Origin of the sequence: Uniformispora flossi (assembly GCF_049534875.1) — a bacterium.
In the GTDB taxonomy this organism is placed as follows: domain Bacteria; phylum Actinomycetota; class Actinomycetes; order Streptomycetales; family Streptomycetaceae; genus Yinghuangia; species Yinghuangia aomiensis.
This window is the reverse complement of record NZ_JBMULZ010000012.1, coordinates 189,638-203,826: the sequence shown is the minus strand read 5'-3', so window position 1 is coordinate 203,826 and position 14,189 is coordinate 189,638. Positions and strand designations below refer to the sequence as shown.

The following is a 14,189-nucleotide window of genomic DNA, read 5'->3' as shown; positions in this document are numbered from 1 at the left end:
CGACGCCATGTGGCGGGACCTGCTGCCGGTCGGGCGCGACGCCCGCACCGGCGGCTACCGCCGGTTCGCCTGGAACGCCGCTGACCTCGAATGCCGCGCGTGGTTCCGCGCCGAGGCCGAGCGCCGCGGCCTGCGCTACGAAATCGACCGCAACGGCAACCAGTGGGCGTGGTACGGCGGTTCCGCCGCCGCAGCGGACCCGGCGTGGACGCCGGAGGACGCCGTCGACGCGGTCGTCACCGGCTCGCACCTCGACTCGGTCCCGGACGGCGGCGCCTACGACGGCCCGCTCGGCGTCATCTCCTCGCTGGCCGCCTTCGACCTGCTGATCGAGCGCGGCGCCGAGTTCCGCCGTCCGCTGGCCATCGTCAACTTCGGCGACGAGGAAGGCGCCCGGTTCGGCGTCGCCTGCGTCGGCTCCCGCCTCGCCGCGGGCGTCCTCGCCCCGGAGGCGGCCCGCGACCTGCGCGACGCCGACGGCGTCCGGCTGCCGGACGCCATGGAACGCGCAGGCCACGACCCCGAGCGCATCGGGGCCGACAAGGAACTCCTCGGCCGTATCGGCGCGTTCGTGGAACTCCACGTCGAACAGGGCCGCCATCTGGTGGACGTCGACGCGCCGGTCGGTGTCGCGTCCGCCATCTGGCCGCACGGCCGGTGGCGTTTCGACTTCCGCGGCGAAGCGAACCACGCGGGCACCACGCGTCTGGAGGACCGGCGCGACCCGATGCTGACCTACGCGACCACCGTGCTCGCCGCCCGGAAGAAGGCCAGGCTGGCCGGCGCGGTCGCCACGTTCGGCAAGGTCGCCGTCGAACCCAACGGCACCAACGCGATCCCCTCGCTGGTGCGCGGCTGGCTCGACTCGCGCGCCCCCGAGGAAGAGGTCCTCGAATCCGTCGTCGCCGAGATCGGCCGCGCCGCGCGGGAGCGCGCGGAGCGCGACGGGACCGACGTCGAGGTGGTCCGCGAGTCCTACAGCCCGATCGTGGAATTCGCGGGCGGGCTGCGCGACCGCATCGCCGGGCACCTGGGCGGCGTCCCCGTGCTGCCCACGGGCGCCGGCCACGACGCGGGCATCCTGTCCGCGACGCTCCCGACCGCCATGGTGTTCGTCCGCAACCCGACCGGGGTATCGCACTCCCCGGCGGAGTTCGCGGAGGCCGCCGACTGCCTGGCCGGCGTCGACGCACTCGCCGACGTACTCGCCGACCTGCTGTCCGGCACCCCCGACCGCGCCGACGGCACCCGATCCGCCGAGGGACCCGCAGCGTGAACCAAGCCGACACCCGCGAGACCACCCCGGGCACCGACGTGCTCTGGTGCGAGATCGTGCACACCCGCACCGGGATCGAACGCGACGTCGTCGTCGAGATCGCCGACGGGCGCATCACCGCCGTCCGCCCCGACGTCCCGGCCCCGCCGCCGGGCGCGTCGGTGCGGCGCGGCCTCACCGTCCCGGGCTTCGCCAACGCCCACTCGCACGCCTTCCACCGCGTGCTGCGCGGCCGCACCCAGGCCGGCTCCGGCACGTTCTGGACCTGGCGCGACCTGATGTACGCGGCCGCGGGCAAGCTCGACCCGGACACGTACCTCGCGCTCGCCCGCGCCGTGTACGCCGAAATGGCGCTCGCCGGGATCACCGCCGTCGGCGAGTTCCACTACCTGCACCACGCGCCCGGCGGCGCCCGCTACGACGACCCCAACGCGATGGGCCACGCCCTCGCCGAGGCAGCCCGCCAAGCCGGCATCCGCATCACCCTGCTCGACACCTGTTACATCGCCGGCGGCGTCGGCGCCGAGCCGACCGGCACCCAGCTGCGCTTCGGCGACGGCGACGCGGACGGCTGGGCCGCCCGCGTCGACGCCCTCAAGCCCGCCGACCACCTGCGGATCGGCGCCGCCGTGCACTCGGTCCGCGGCGTGCCCGCCGACCAGATCCCCACCGTCGCCGCCTGGACCGCCGAACGCGGTGCCCCGCTGCACGCGCACGTCTCCGAACAACCCGCGGAGAACCACGCCTGTCTGGAGGCCTACGGGCGCACCCCGGTCGAGGTCTTCGACGCCGCGGGCGCGCTCGGCCCCCGCTTCACCGCCGTGCACGCCACCCACCTCACCGACCGCGACATCGCGCTGCTCGGCGAATCCGGCTCCGGCGTGTGCCTGTGCCCGACCACCGAACGCGACCTCGCCGACGGCATCGGCCCCGCGGGCGAACTGTCCCGCGCCCAGGTCCCGCTGTCCCTCGGCACCGACAGCCAGGCCTTCATCGACATGTTCGAAGAAGCCCGCGCCGTCGAACTCGACGAGCGGCTCCGCACCGGCAGCCGCGGCCACTTCACCACCGCCCGGCTCCTCGCCCAGGCCACCCGGGTCGGCCACGAGTCGCTCGGCTGGGACGACGCCGGACGCATCGAGCCCGGCCGCCGCGCCGACCTGGTCACCGTCGGGCTCGACTCGGTCCGCCTGGCCGGCACGATCCCGCGCCTGGCGTCCGAATCCGTGGTCTTCGCGGCCGCGCCGCCGGACATCACGCACGTCGTCGTCGACGGCCGCACGGTCGTCGCGGACGGCGTCCACACCCTCGTCGAAGACGTCCCCGGCACCCTGGCCGCCGCGATCCGGACCGTGGTCGGCGGAGGAGAAGCATGAGCGCCACCGGCAGCACCGGCAGCACCGGCAGCATTCTGATCACCGGCATCGGCAGCCTTGTCACCAACGAGCCCGCCCTCGGCACCGGTCCCCTCGGGATCCTCCACGACGCCGCGGTCGTGGTGGCGGACGGCCGGATCGCCTGGGTCGGCCCCGCCGACACCGCGCCCGACGCGGACACCCGGCACGACGCCCAGGGCCGCGCCGTCATCCCCGGCTTCGTGGACTCGCACGCGCACCTGGTGTTCGCCGGCGACCGCACGGCCGAATTCGCCGCCCGCATGGCCGGGCAGGCGTACGCGGCGGGCGGCATCCGCACCACCGTCGCCGCCACCCGCGCCGCGTCCGACGCGGAACTGGCCGCCAACCTCGACCGGCTCGTCGGCGAAGCCGCCCGGCAGGGCACCACCGTCCTCGAATGCAAGTCCGGCTACGGCCTCACCGTCGAGGACGAAGCCCGCGCCCTGCGCCTCGCGAGCGCCGTCACCGACGAGGTCACCTACCTCGGCGCGCACGTCGTCGCCCCCGAGTACGCCGACGACCCGGGCGGCTACGTCGACCTCGTCACCGGCCCCATGCTCGACGCGTGCGCCCCGCACGCCCGCTGGGTCGACGTGTTCTGCGAACGCGGCGCCTTCGACGGCGACCAGGCCCGCGCGATCCTCACCGCGGGCAAGAAGCGCGGCCTGGTGCCGCGCGTGCACGCCAACCAGCTGCGGCACGGCCCCGGCGTGCAGCTCGCCGTGGAACTCGGTGCGGCGTCCGCGGACCACTGCACGCACCTCGACGCCGCCGACGTCGCCGCGCTGGCCTCGTCCGACACCGTCGCCACGCTGCTGCCCGGCGCCGAGTTCTCCACCCGCGCCGCCTACCCGGACGCGCGCCGGCTGATCGACGCGGGCGCCACCGTCGCGCTGTCCACGGACTGCAACCCGGGGTCGAGCTTCACCACGTCCATGCCGTTCTGCATCGCGATCGCGGTGCGCGAGATGGGCATGACCCCGGACGAGGCCGTGTGGTCGGCCACCGCGGGCGGCGCGGCGGCCCTGCGCCGCACCGACGTGGGCCGGATCGTCCCGGGCGTGCGGGCCGACCTGGTGGAGCTGGACGCGCCGTCGCACGTGCACCTCGCCTACCGGCCGGGTGTCCCGCTGGTGCGGACCGTGTGGCGCGGAGGTGCCGCAGTAGCCTGACAAAACGTCAGGGTTTGCCGGTATGCCGTGACAGGGGCCCCCTGGCCGGGGACCCGCCCCTTCGTGGATACTCCGCGGTAACCCTCACGACCAGACGCGTGGCCGGGACCGGTCGAACCGGCCCGGACATGCGCGTTACAGAGAAGGAGGCGCCGCGTGGGCCGCCTTGCGCAGACCGAAGGGCTGACCGACGTCCAGCGGGAGATCCTGTCGACCGTCCGCAGTTTCGTGGACAAGCAGATCATCCCGGTGGCGACCGAGTTGGAGCACCGGGACGAGTACCCGACGGAGATCGTCGAGGGCATGAAGCAGATGGGCCTGTTCGGGCTCATGATCCCCGAGGAGTACGGCGGTCTCGGCGAGTCCCTGCTGACCTACGCGCTGGTCGTCGAGGAGATCGCGCGCGGCTGGATGAGCGTGTCGGGCATCATCAACACGCACTTCATCGTCGCGTACATGATCAAGCAGCACGGCACCGAGGAGCAGAAGAACTACTTCCTGCCGAAGATGGCCGAGGGCGAGATCCGCGGCGCCTTCTCGATGTCCGAGCCGCACTGCGGGTCGGACGTGGCCGCGATCCGCACCAAGGCGGTCAAGGACGGCGAGTTCTACGTCATCAACGGCCAGAAGATGTGGCTGACGAACGGCGGCACGTCCAACCTCGTCGCGGTCCTCACCAAGACCGACGAGGGCGCCGACTCGGTCTACCGGAACATGACCACGTTCCTCATCGAGAAGGAGCCCGGCTTCGGCGAGACCCGCCCGGGTCTCACGGTGCCCGGCAAGATCGACAAGATGGGCTACAAGGGCGTCGACACGACCGAGCTGGTGCTCGACGGCGTGCGCGTCCCGGCCGACCGGATCCTGGGCGGCGTCCCGGGCAAGGGCTTCTACCAGATGATGGACGGCGTCGAGGTCGGCCGCGTCAACGTCGCCTCGCGCGGCTGCGGTGTCGCGCAGCGCGCCTTCGAACTGGGCGTGCAGTACGCGCAGCAGCGCGAGACGTTCGGCAAGCAGCTCGCCCAGCACCAGGCGATCCAGTTCAAGCTCGCCGAGATGGCCACCAAGGTCGAGGCGGCGCACCAGATGATGGTCATGGCGGCCCGCAAGAAGGACGCGGGGGAGCGCAACGACCTCGAGGCCGGCATGGCCAAGTACCTCGCCTCCGAGTACTGCAAGGAGGTCGTGGAGGACGCGTTCCGCATCCACGGCGGCTACGGCTTCTCGAAGGAGTTCGAGATCGAGCGCTTGTACCGCGAGGCCCCCATGCTGCTGATCGGCGAAGGCACGGCCGAGGTGCAGAAGATGATCATCGGGCGCCGCCTGCTGGAGGAGTACAAGCTCCGCGGCTGAGTCCGGCTCCGGACGATCGCCCGGGCCCGCGGAACACCGCGGCCCGGGCGATCGTCCGTTTTCCCCGCCGGTTCCGTGCGAGGCTGGGCGGTGATGCTCTCGAACCACGGCTCCGGCCGTCCGCGGCCCCCCGGTGCGTTCGTCCGCGTCGACGGCACCGTGCTGCATGTCGTCCAAGACGGCGCCGGGCCGACCGTGCTCGTCACCAGCGGTCTCGCCTGCGCGTGGTTCGACTGGGACACCACGGTTCCGCTGGTCGCCCCGCACGGCCGCGTCGTGCGTTTCGACCGGCCCGGCCTCGGCCTCAGCGCCCCCGACCCGCGGCCGCCGACGCTGTACGGCGAGGCCGAGCGACTGCGCGCGGTCGCCGAAGCGGTCGGCGCCCCCGGGCCGTACGTGATCGTGGCGCACTCCTACGCCGGCTTCCACGCCGAGGCGTTCGCCCGCCTCCACCCCGAACACACCGCCGGCGTCGTCCTCGTCGACGCGAGCGCCGAACCTCGGGCGCGCACCCGGCCGGCCCCGGCCGCCCGGCTCGCGCTGGCCCACGCGATCGGCGGTACGTTCCGGCGGACCGGGCTCAGCCGCCCGGTCGGCCCGGCGCTGCGGCGGCTCGCGGTGCGCGGCTTCAGCCGGCGCGGCCGCGATGCCGGGGATCCGGAGTGGACGCGCCGGTCCTACGCGTCCGGCCGCTTCCTCACCGCGGCGTTCACCGAGAACACCACCTACCTCGACCAGGCCGCCGAACTCCTGCGGCTGCGCGACCGCACCGCGTTCCCCGACGTCCCGCTCCGCGTCCTCGCCGCCGCGGGCGGCCGCGAGCCGGACGCGGTCAAGGCCCGGTGGCTCGACCGGCAGCGCGCGCTGGCCGCGATGGCACCGCGCGGCCGCTGCGACATCGTCGAGGACGCCGCACACCTGCTGATGATCGACCGCCCGGACGCGGTGGCGGCGGCAGTGCGGGACGTCCTCGCGGAGGCGTGACCGGCCGAGGGCTCCCGGATCCCGCACCACTGGTCTCGTTGGCGGGAATGCGTTGAATCGCCCGAATCGGGTAGACGGTCCGCATCGGGTGGACCGGTACGTGCGCACCGGTCCACCCGCCACGGACCGAGAGGACACCATGTTCGGCCAGGAACGCATTCCCCCGGCCGCCGGGGGCACCCCCCGGGGCGGCGGCGAAGTGATCGCGTCGTACACCGACTACGCCGGGGCGCAGCGCGCCGTCGACTACCTGTCCGACAACGGCTTCCCCGTCGAGCACACCTCGATCGTCGGCGGCGACCTGCGCATGGTCGAGCAGGTGCTCGGCCGGCTCGACGCGAAGAAGGCCACCATGGCCGGAGCCGCGAGCGGCCTGTGGTTCGGCCTGCTCATCGGCCTGTTCCTGGGCATCTTCGCCGAGCGGGCGATGAGCTGGGTGTGGATCGTCCTCATGGGCCTGCTGTGGGGCGCCGCCGCGGGCGCGCTGTTCGGCTGGCTCGGCTACCGCTCCACGGGCGGGAAGCGCGACTTCATCTCCAGCAGCCAGATCGTCGCGGCGCGCTACGACGTGCTCGCCGAATCGGCGTACGCCGAACGCGCCCGCAACATCGTCGGGCGGCTCAGCCTGTAGTCCGGGCCTGTGGTCGGCTGCGGCCGGCGCTACAGCCAGCCGTTGCGGCGGAACCCGCGGTGGATCAGCAGGCACACGGTCAGCGTCACGCCGAGCACGGCCGGGTAGCCGTACTCCCAATGGAGTTCCGGCATGTGGTCGAAGTTCATGCCGTAGATCCCGGCGACCATCGTCGGCACGGCGAAGATCGCCACCCAGGCGGAGATGCGCCGCATGTCCTCGTTCTGGGTGACCGTCACCTGGGCCAGGTTGGCCTGGAGGATCGACGTCAGCAGTTCGTCGAACGACGCGACCTGCTCGCTCACCCGCGCGAGGTGGTCCTCGACGTCCCGGAAGTACTCGCGGATGTCCGGGTGGATCTGCCGCATCGGCCGCTCGGCGAGCGTCTGCAGGGGGCGGGCCAGCGGGGTCACCGCGCGCTTGAGCTCCAGGACTTCGCGCTTGAGCTGGTAGATGCGGCCCGCGTCGCCGGAGCCGCGGCCGCCGAAGACCTCGTTCTCCACGTCGTCGATGTCGTCCTGGAGTGCCTGGGTGACCTCCAGGTACGTGTCCACGACCCGGTCCGCGACCGCGTGCAGCACCGACGACGGGCCCGCGCCCAGGAGTTCGGCATTCGCCTCCAGGCGGTGCCGCAGCTCGCCGAGGCCGCCGTGCAGGCCGTGCCGGACGGTGATGACGAAGTCGCCGCCGAGGAACACCATGATCTCGCCGGTCTCGACGACCTCGCTGGTCGCTGTCAGGTGCTCGTGCTCGACGTAGCGGACCGTCTTGAAGACCGCGAACAGCGTGTCGTCGTAGCGCTCCAGCTTCGGCCGCTGGTGCGCCTTCACCGCGTCCTCGACGGCGAGCGGGTGCAGGTCGAACCGTTCGGCGATGCCCGCGAGTTCGTCGCCCGTCGGCTCGTGCAGGCCGATCCACACAAAGCCGCTGCCCTGGTCGTGCACGTCGCGGATCGCCTCGCCGGGCGTCGCGCAGCCGACCACCCGGCTGCCGTCGCGGTACACCGCGCAGTCCACCACGCAATTGCCCGAGACGACCGGATCGGGCACGGCGTCCGACGCGGCCCGGCGGCGGGTCACGGCGGGACGGACGGCGGCGCGGAGGTCTCGGATCATCGACATGGCGGGCTCCTTCACAGGAGGGCGCGTCAAGGCATGCGGCTGCCCGCGCACGGCAGTGCGGGGTACGGCGAGCACGGCATGCCCCGGTGCGTCAGCGGCAGCGGGGACTCGGGGAACCGCACGCGGAAACGCGCGGATCCGGACCGCGGAGACGGCACGCGGCACGGCGAAACCGGCCCGCGCCGGAAGGCGGGGCGGAACGGGGTGCGGCGTCGGCGAAAGCGCGGATTCAGCAGGTGGTTCGCGGGAGGTCGGGTGAACCGCCGGTACTGCACGATGGGCCGGTATGCACCACTACCACCTCCCTCGGCCTGTCCCCGCTAGGGGAAGCCTCCCGCGGACCCGGTCCGACGGGAGCACGTCCACCGCGCGCCGCCGCTGCTCGGGGCGCCCGCACGGTATGGCTGAATAGCCCGGCTCGATCGCGGCGCCCTCCGAGGGCTGCCCGATGGGGCCAGCAAATCAGAGTAGCAGGCGGCAGGTTCCGAGACGGCCCGGTTCCGGTGAACGGCGCGCGGCCGACGTACGATGCGCGCATGTTCGACATGACGCCGCACCACGACGTGCCCGACCCGACGCCCGCGGTGGAGGCCCATCTGACCGCGGCGTTCGGCGAACCGAGCGGGCGCGCCGGCGTCACGTTCGTCGGCACCGACCGCATCGAGGTGCTGCGCTTCGGACCCGACGACACCGGGGTCGTGCGGTACGCCACGCTCGGCATGTCGCGTGCGCCGATGACCGACCCGGCGGCCGCCTTGGCCGACCCGGTGCGCGGGCCGCGCGCCGAACTCGTGCTGTCCGTCCGCGGATCGCAGGACTCCGCGCTCCGGCCGCTCGCCGTGTTCGCCGCGTCGCCGCAGGTCGAGGGTGTGATCGTGGCCCCGGGTGCGTCGCTCGACGTCGGCGGGCCGCTGTGGGAGGGCGCCGCCTTCACCGCCGTCCTGGTCGGCGAACCCGGCGGACTGGTCGCCGACTTGCCGCTGCCCGAGCCCGCCGAACCGGTCCGGTTCCTGCCGCTGCTGCCGATGACCGCGGGGGAGACCGCGTGGAAGCGGGTGCACGGCGGTGAGGCGTTGCAGGAGCGCTGGCTCCGGCACGGCACCGACCTGCGCGACCCGCGCCGCGCGGCCGTCCCCCTCGGCGCGGACTAGCGGCCGACCAGCGGCCGACCAGCGGTGGACCAAGGCGGACCAAGGTGGACCAAGGTGGACCAAGGTGGACCAAGGTGGACCAAGGGCCGACCGAGCCCTTGGTCCGGGTGCCCCTTACGGCACCAGCAGCACCGGGCACGGCGCGCGGTGCACGATGGCGTCGCTCACGCTGCCCAGGAACAGCCGCGCCAGGCCGTGGTAGCGGCGCGAGCCGAGCACGAGCAGGTCCGCGCCGTAGTCCTTGGCCTGGTCGAGGACGGCGTTCGGGATGTCGCTACGCAGCGTCTCGCCCGCCCAGCCTTCGACCTCCGCGACGCCCGCGGCGCGCAGCTTGTCGACGGCGTCGGTGACGACCTTCTTGGCCTCGCTGTCGCTCTCTTCCTCGACGATGCCGCCCGCTCCGCCGCCGTCGACCACGTCGACGGTCTGCACGTGCAGCACGCGGACCTGGGCGCCGAGCGGCTTGGCCAGGTCGGCTACGGCCGCGAGCACGTCCGCGGTCTCGGGGGTGGCGTCGACGGCGACGAGGATGCGCTGGTACATGGCTGCTTCTTCCTGATCTGCGTGCTCGGTGGACGGGCTACGGGCGGGCCGCGGCGGGCGTCGGGATCGACGTTACGCCGACGTGTTCGTCGTTCTCCGCCGGGGTGAGGACGCGCCGGGTGCCGACCAGGACGCCCGCGGCGACGACGCACGCGGCGGTCGCGACGAGGAACGGCACGTGCACGTCGAAGTGCTCCTCGAGCTTCGGGGCGAGGTACGGCGCGGCCGCCGCGGCGAACCAGCGCACGAAGTTGTACCCGGCCGAGGCGACGGGACGCGGCGCATCCGACACCTCCAGAGCCATTTCGGTGAACACCGTGTTGTTGATCCCGATGAAGGCTCCCGAAACGATGACGCACGTCACGATCACCGGCTTCGACCCGTACGCGATGACCCCGAGGTCCGCCGCGAACAGCACCAGACTGGCCGCCGCGACGTTCACCGAGCCGAACCGGGCCTGCAGCCGCGGCGCGACGAGCACCGAGCACAGCGCCAGCAGCACGCCCCAGCAGAAGAACACCGCGCCGGACTTGTACGGGCTCATGTCCAGCACGAACGGGGTGAACGCGAGGACCGTGAAGAAGCCGTAGTTGTAGAAGAACGCCGAGCCGGCGGTGGCCGCGAGGCCCTTGTGGCCGAGGGCCTTGACCGGGTCGAGCAGGCCGACCTTGGCCGCGGGCTTGGGCTGCTCCTTGAGCAGCACGGTGATGGCGACGAAGCCGACGGCCATCAGCGCGGCGGTCCCGTAGAACGGGTAGCGCCAGCTCGCGTCGCCGAGGACGGCGCCGAGCAGCGGGCCGCAGGACATGCCGAGGCCGAGGGCGGATTCGTAGAGCAGGATCGCCGCGGCGCTGCCGCCGCTGGCCGCGCCGACGATGACCGCCAGCGACGTGGACACGAACAGCGCGTTGCCGAGCCCCCACCCGGCGCGGAAGCCGACGAGTTCCCCGACCGAGTCGGACGTGCCGGACAGTGCCGCGAACACCACGACCAGCGCGAGCCCGAGCAGCAGCGTGCGCCGCCCGCCGATGCGGCTGGACACGAAGCCGGTGACCAGCATCGCGACCGCGGTGATCAGGAAGTAGCTGGTGAACAGCAGGGAGACCTGGCTGGGCGAGGCGTCCAGGCCTTTGGCGATCGAGGGGAGGATCGGGTCGACGAGGCCGATCCCCATGAAGGCGACGACGGCGGCGAACGCGGTGGCCCACACGGCCATCGGCTGCCGCAGGATGCTTTCCCCGGATGCGGCATCGCGGTGCGCGGCGGACATGCCGACCTCCTTTGCTCTGCGTCCGAGCATTCCTTAGCTCTGCTAATTAATGTATCGTACACCTAAATGTCGGGGCGGCGAGGCCGGTCTTCGGCCGGATGCGGGAGCGGGCGGTATCGGCGGGTGGCGGGGAGGGGTGCCCTACCTACCGGTAACCGCCTTCCGGGATGATGTGCCGCAGAACCCCACGGGGCTCCCCGAGAGAGGACCGCATATCCCATGCAGTTTGGCCGCTACTACGAGGAGTTCGAGGTCGGTGCGATCTACAAGCACTGGCCCGGCAAGACGGTCACCGAGTACGACGACCACCTGTTCTGCCTGCTCACGATGAACCACCACCCCCTCCACATGGACGTCAACTACGCCGAGAAGACGACCGACTTCGGCAAGAACGTCGTGGTGGGCAACTACATCTACTCGCTGCTGCTCGGCATGTCCGTGCCGGACGTCTCGGGCAAGGCGATCGCGAACCTGGAGATCGAGTCGCTCCGGCACGTCGCGCCGACGTTCCACGGCGACACGATCTACGGCGAGACCACCGTCCTGGACAAGTGGGAGTCCAAGTCGAAGGACGACCGCGGCGTCGTCCACGTCGAGACCAAGGGCTACAAGCAGGACGGCACCCTCGTGTGCATCTTCCGCCGCAAGGTGATGGTGCCGAAGGTGTCCTACGGCGAGGCCCGCGGCGGCGAGCAGCCCGGCCGCCCGGAGCTGCGCGAATCCTGACGCCGGAACGCGGCGGGACACCCCGGGCTCCCGGGGGTGCGGGGTGCCCCGCCGCGCCGAATCCGCAGGTCAGACGATGCTCTCCGGCACCCGCTCGGCGAGTTCGGCCAGGGTCGGGTACGAGCTTTGTGCTCCGGCCCGCGTGGTCGCCGCGGCACCGACCCGGACGGCGAGACGCACCGCGTCCGCCAATCCGTCGCCGCGGGCGAGCCGCCACGCGAGCGCGCCGGTGAACGCGTCCCCGGCGCCCGTGGTGTCCACCGGCGCCACCTTCGCGGCGGGCACGTGCACCGGCTCCCCGTCGCCGTCGAACAGCACCGCGCCGTCGCCGCCCAGCGTCACCACGACGGACTTCGGGCGCAGCGGGCGGTCGCGCCACGTGCGGAGCGCCGCCAGCGCCTCGTCGGGCGTGCCGCCGAACGACGGCATGCCGAGGATCTCCGCCGCCTCGATCCGGTTCACCACCAGCGGATCGCAGGCGGCCACGTTGTCGTCGGAGGTCCGCCACGGGCCCGGGGACGGGTTCACCACCACCCGGGTGCCGTGCGCACGGCCGAGAAGCAGGAGCCAGTCCACGGCCTCGTCCGGGATCTCGAGCTGGGTGACCACCACCGGGACCGCCGCGAGGACCGCCTCGACCTGCGCCATCGCCGCGGGGAGCACGGTGGCGTTGGCGCCGGGGGAGACCGCGATCGCGTTCTCGCCGGCGTCGTCGACGGTGATCATCGCGACGCCGCTGGCGCCGTCGGACACGCCGACCAGCGCGGTGTCCACGCCCGCGCTCCGCAGGCTGTCCAGCAGCATCGGGCCGTAGGCGTCCGAGCCGACGCGCCCCGCGAACGCCACCCGGGCGCCGAGCCGGGCCGCGGCGACTGCCTGGTTCGCGCCCTTGCCGCCCGGGTGCACCACCAGGTCGGCGCCCAGGACGGTCTCGCCGGGACGAGGGTGGTGCGGGACGCGGACGACGAGGTCGGCGTTGACGGAGCCGATGACGAGGACTTCCGGGGGCGTGGTCATCGCGACAATCTGCCACAGGCCTGCGGGGCCGCGGCCCGGCGGTCAGGCCACGCCCGGGACGTTCCATTCGCGGAGCGCGTCGAGGAGCCCGTCGGTGAGTTCCAGGCGCGGGAGTTCGTGTGGCGGCACCCAGCGCGCGTCCTCGGCGTCGTCGCCCGCGCGCAGTTCGCCGCCGTGCACGATGCAGGCGTAGTCGCGGATGTCGTAGACGCCGCCGTCGGGCGCGGCCCGGCGGACGGTGCCGACCAGCGGGCCGACCGCTATGTCGAGCCCGGTTTCCTCGGCGAGTTCGCGGCGCAGCGCGTCCGCGTCGGACTCGTCGGCTTCGACGCGCCCGCCCGGCAACGACCACAGGCCCTTGCCCGGCGGGGTACCGCGGCGGATCAGCAAGAGCCGCCCCTCGGCGTCGAGGACGATCGCGCCGACACAGGGAGTAGGCCGCATAACGGGGAGCGTATCCACCAAAGGGGTGTCGTGAACGGGCAATCGGGACGTGTCTGCCGAAGTCCGTGCGTGCTGCGGCGGGGTTGGCCCGCGGATCGTCCCCAGGCCGGGCGGGCGCTCGGGGGCGCCGACGTGCACGTTTGCGGCAGTGTGGTGAGCCAGGGCGAGCCAGGGGTGAGCAAGGGGACCCCCTTTGGGTATGACCATCGGGTAATCCGAAGTTGCGTTCGCCCGGCCCGGCACGTCGGCCGACCCGTCGGCCCGACACGCCGGTCCCGACCGCGCCGGAGCGCCCGACCTGCCCCGGTGTGGGCCGCGCGACGCCGAAGGGGTGATCGTCCTTGACTCACGCGCGTCGGCAGGGGACCGTCATGCCTATGAAGGGCGAGCCGAGCTGCCCGCGCTGTGGGAGTCGGGTCCGTGCTCCGGGCCTGTTCTCCGAGACCTGGCAATGTCCGCTGCACGGAGCCGTGGCGCCCATGCAGCCGGTGGTTCCGCCGAGCATCGATGCGTTGGACGCGGTCGTCCGCCGCTCCCGGGTTCCGGTGTGGCTGCCGTGGCCGCTTCCGGTCGGCTGGCTGTTCACGGGTGTCGCGCACGCGGGCGACGACAAGTCCGGGCCGCGCGCCGTGGCGGTGGCCTGCACCGGGCCCGGTCCGCTGGGCGGCCTCGGCGAGCTGGTGCTGGTCGCCGAGGAGCTGGGCATCGGCATGGGCGCGCGGTATGCGGGCCTGCCCGGCCCGGATCCGGGCACCGATCTGCTCGGCAGCGGGCCCGCGCCCGCGAAGGTCCTGGCCGCCGGGCACCCCACGCCGCTGTGGTGCGTCCCCGACGCGCCGCCCGACCGGGCGGTCTATGCGGGCGAGGCGCTCGGCCTGTGGATCTGGGCGGTGCTGTGGCCCGGCAAGACCGGGCACTTGGTGTACGACGACGTCGTCCTCACCGACCTGCGCGACGCGGGCGGCGAGATCCAGATGCTGCCGTGCGGCGCGCTGTCGCCGCAGCTGCTGACCCAGCCGCCGCAGAACCCGCCGTCGCACCCGCTGCCGCCGGCCCGGCCGCCGAACTGACCAGGCCGGCCGCCGAACCGAGCGCGAGCGGACC

General features: G+C 73.0%; 14 protein-coding genes. 9 read left to right on the top strand and 5 right to left on the bottom strand.

Annotated elements, in window-relative coordinates; translation table 11 throughout:
• The first annotated feature begins 7 nt into the window (after positions 1–7).
• From ACPA54_RS25240 to ACPA54_RS25215, 6 genes are all read left to right on the top strand, one after another.
• Positions 8–1,276 carry an allantoate amidohydrolase gene (locus ACPA54_RS25240; RefSeq protein WP_423533470.1) on the top strand — a complete coding sequence of 423 codons (1,269 nt, stop codon included), beginning with the start codon at positions 8–10 and terminating at the stop codon, positions 1,274–1,276.
• A gap of 53 nt (positions 1,277–1,329) precedes the next feature.
• On the top strand, positions 1,330–2,652 hold the full coding sequence (locus ACPA54_RS25235; RefSeq protein ID WP_423533468.1) for a formimidoylglutamate deiminase: 1,323 nt from the start codon (positions 1,330–1,332) through the stop codon (positions 2,650–2,652).
• Entirely contained in the window at positions 2,649–3,845 is a 1,197-nt protein-coding gene (hutI, locus tag ACPA54_RS25230) for an imidazolonepropionase (protein ID WP_423533375.1), read from the top strand. The genes ACPA54_RS25235 and hutI overlap by 4 nt, the downstream gene beginning before the upstream one ends.
• 156 nt (positions 3,846–4,001) lie before the next feature.
• Positions 4,002–5,198 carry an acyl-CoA dehydrogenase family protein gene (locus ACPA54_RS25225; protein WP_423533373.1) on the top strand — a complete coding sequence of 399 codons (1,197 nt, stop codon included), beginning with the start codon at positions 4,002–4,004 and terminating at the stop codon, positions 5,196–5,198.
• Positions 5,199–5,291: 93 nt separating this feature from the next.
• Complete coding sequence (locus tag ACPA54_RS25220; RefSeq protein WP_423533371.1) at positions 5,292–6,182, top strand: alpha/beta fold hydrolase; 891 nt, start codon at positions 5,292–5,294, stop codon at positions 6,180–6,182.
• A gap of 139 nt (positions 6,183–6,321) precedes the next feature.
• Positions 6,322–6,813, top strand: a complete 492-nt coding sequence (locus tag ACPA54_RS25215) for a YflT domain-containing protein (RefSeq protein WP_423533369.1) — start codon at positions 6,322–6,324, stop codon at positions 6,811–6,813.
• A 29-nt stretch (positions 6,814–6,842) separates the two neighbouring features.
• Here ACPA54_RS25215 and corA read toward each other — a convergent pair whose 3' ends face one another.
• Positions 6,843–7,934, bottom strand: coding sequence for a magnesium/cobalt transporter CorA (gene corA / locus ACPA54_RS25210; RefSeq protein ID WP_423533367.1), 1,092 nt, complete (start codon positions 7,932–7,934; stop codon positions 6,843–6,845).
• Between the two features lie 536 nt (positions 7,935–8,470).
• On the opposite strand from corA, the gene ACPA54_RS25205 reads away from it, so the two are divergent.
• Positions 8,471–9,085: a suppressor of fused domain protein gene (locus ACPA54_RS25205; RefSeq protein WP_423533365.1), complete on the top strand. Its 615-nt coding sequence runs from the start codon at positions 8,471–8,473 to the stop codon at positions 9,083–9,085.
• A gap of 114 nt (positions 9,086–9,199) precedes the next feature.
• Here ACPA54_RS25205 and ACPA54_RS25200 read toward each other — a convergent pair whose 3' ends face one another.
• Both ACPA54_RS25200 and ACPA54_RS25195 read right to left on the bottom strand, forming a co-directional pair.
• On the bottom strand, positions 9,200–9,628 hold the full coding sequence (locus ACPA54_RS25200; RefSeq protein ID WP_423533363.1) for a universal stress protein: 429 nt from the start codon (positions 9,626–9,628) through the stop codon (positions 9,200–9,202).
• Between the two features lie 37 nt (positions 9,629–9,665).
• A complete protein-coding gene (locus ACPA54_RS25195; RefSeq protein WP_423533361.1) occupies positions 9,666–10,898 on the bottom strand; it encodes an MFS transporter in 1,233 nt (410 codons plus the stop codon).
• A gap of 219 nt (positions 10,899–11,117) precedes the next feature.
• Between ACPA54_RS25195 and ACPA54_RS25190 the strand changes: the two genes are divergently transcribed.
• On the top strand, positions 11,118–11,624 hold the full coding sequence (locus ACPA54_RS25190; protein WP_345673805.1) for a MaoC family dehydratase: 507 nt from the start codon (positions 11,118–11,120) through the stop codon (positions 11,622–11,624).
• Between the two features lie 69 nt (positions 11,625–11,693).
• Here ACPA54_RS25190 and ACPA54_RS25185 read toward each other — a convergent pair whose 3' ends face one another.
• Both ACPA54_RS25185 and ACPA54_RS25180 read right to left on the bottom strand, forming a co-directional pair.
• A complete protein-coding gene (locus ACPA54_RS25185; protein WP_423533359.1) occupies positions 11,694–12,641 on the bottom strand; it encodes a ribokinase in 948 nt (315 codons plus the stop codon).
• Positions 12,642–12,683: 42 nt separating this feature from the next.
• Entirely contained in the window at positions 12,684–13,085 is a 402-nt protein-coding gene (locus ACPA54_RS25180; protein WP_423533357.1) for an NUDIX hydrolase, read from the bottom strand.
• A 377-nt stretch (positions 13,086–13,462) separates the two neighbouring features.
• Between ACPA54_RS25180 and ACPA54_RS25175 the strand changes: the two genes are divergently transcribed.
• Positions 13,463–14,155, top strand: a complete 693-nt coding sequence (locus tag ACPA54_RS25175) for a DUF6758 family protein (protein ID WP_423533466.1) — start codon at positions 13,463–13,465, stop codon at positions 14,153–14,155.
• The last annotated feature ends 34 nt before the right edge of the window (positions 14,156–14,189 follow it).

Bases quoted from the DNA above. Each gene is read 5' to 3' on its own strand.
- ACPA54_RS25205 (WP_423533365.1), top strand. From the start codon at position 8,471: ATGTTCGACATGACGCCGCACCACGACGTGCCCGACCCGACGCCCGCG.
- ACPA54_RS25240 (WP_423533470.1), top strand. From the start codon at position 8: ATGTGGCGGGACCTGCTGCCGGTCGGGCGCGACGCCCGCACCGGCGGC.
- ACPA54_RS25220 (WP_423533371.1), top strand. From the start codon at position 5,292: ATGCTCTCGAACCACGGCTCCGGCCGTCCGCGGCCCCCCGGTGCGTTC.
- ACPA54_RS25185 (WP_423533359.1), bottom strand. From the start codon at position 12,641: ATGACCACGCCCCCGGAAGTCCTCGTCATCGGCTCCGTCAACGCCGAC.
- ACPA54_RS25175 (WP_423533466.1), top strand. From the start codon at position 13,463: ATGAAGGGCGAGCCGAGCTGCCCGCGCTGTGGGAGTCGGGTCCGTGCT.
- ACPA54_RS25215 (WP_423533369.1), top strand. From the start codon at position 6,322: ATGTTCGGCCAGGAACGCATTCCCCCGGCCGCCGGGGGCACCCCCCGG.
- ACPA54_RS25195 (WP_423533361.1), bottom strand. From the start codon at position 10,898: ATGTCCGCCGCGCACCGCGATGCCGCATCCGGGGAAAGCATCCTGCGG.
- hutI (WP_423533375.1), top strand. From the start codon at position 2,649: ATGAGCGCCACCGGCAGCACCGGCAGCACCGGCAGCATTCTGATCACC.
- ACPA54_RS25190 (WP_345673805.1), top strand. From the start codon at position 11,118: ATGCAGTTTGGCCGCTACTACGAGGAGTTCGAGGTCGGTGCGATCTAC.
- corA (WP_423533367.1), bottom strand. From the start codon at position 7,934: ATGTCGATGATCCGAGACCTCCGCGCCGCCGTCCGTCCCGCCGTGACC.
- ACPA54_RS25200 (WP_423533363.1), bottom strand. From the start codon at position 9,628: ATGTACCAGCGCATCCTCGTCGCCGTCGACGCCACCCCCGAGACCGCG.
- ACPA54_RS25180 (WP_423533357.1), bottom strand. From the start codon at position 13,085: ATGCGGCCTACTCCCTGTGTCGGCGCGATCGTCCTCGACGCCGAGGGG.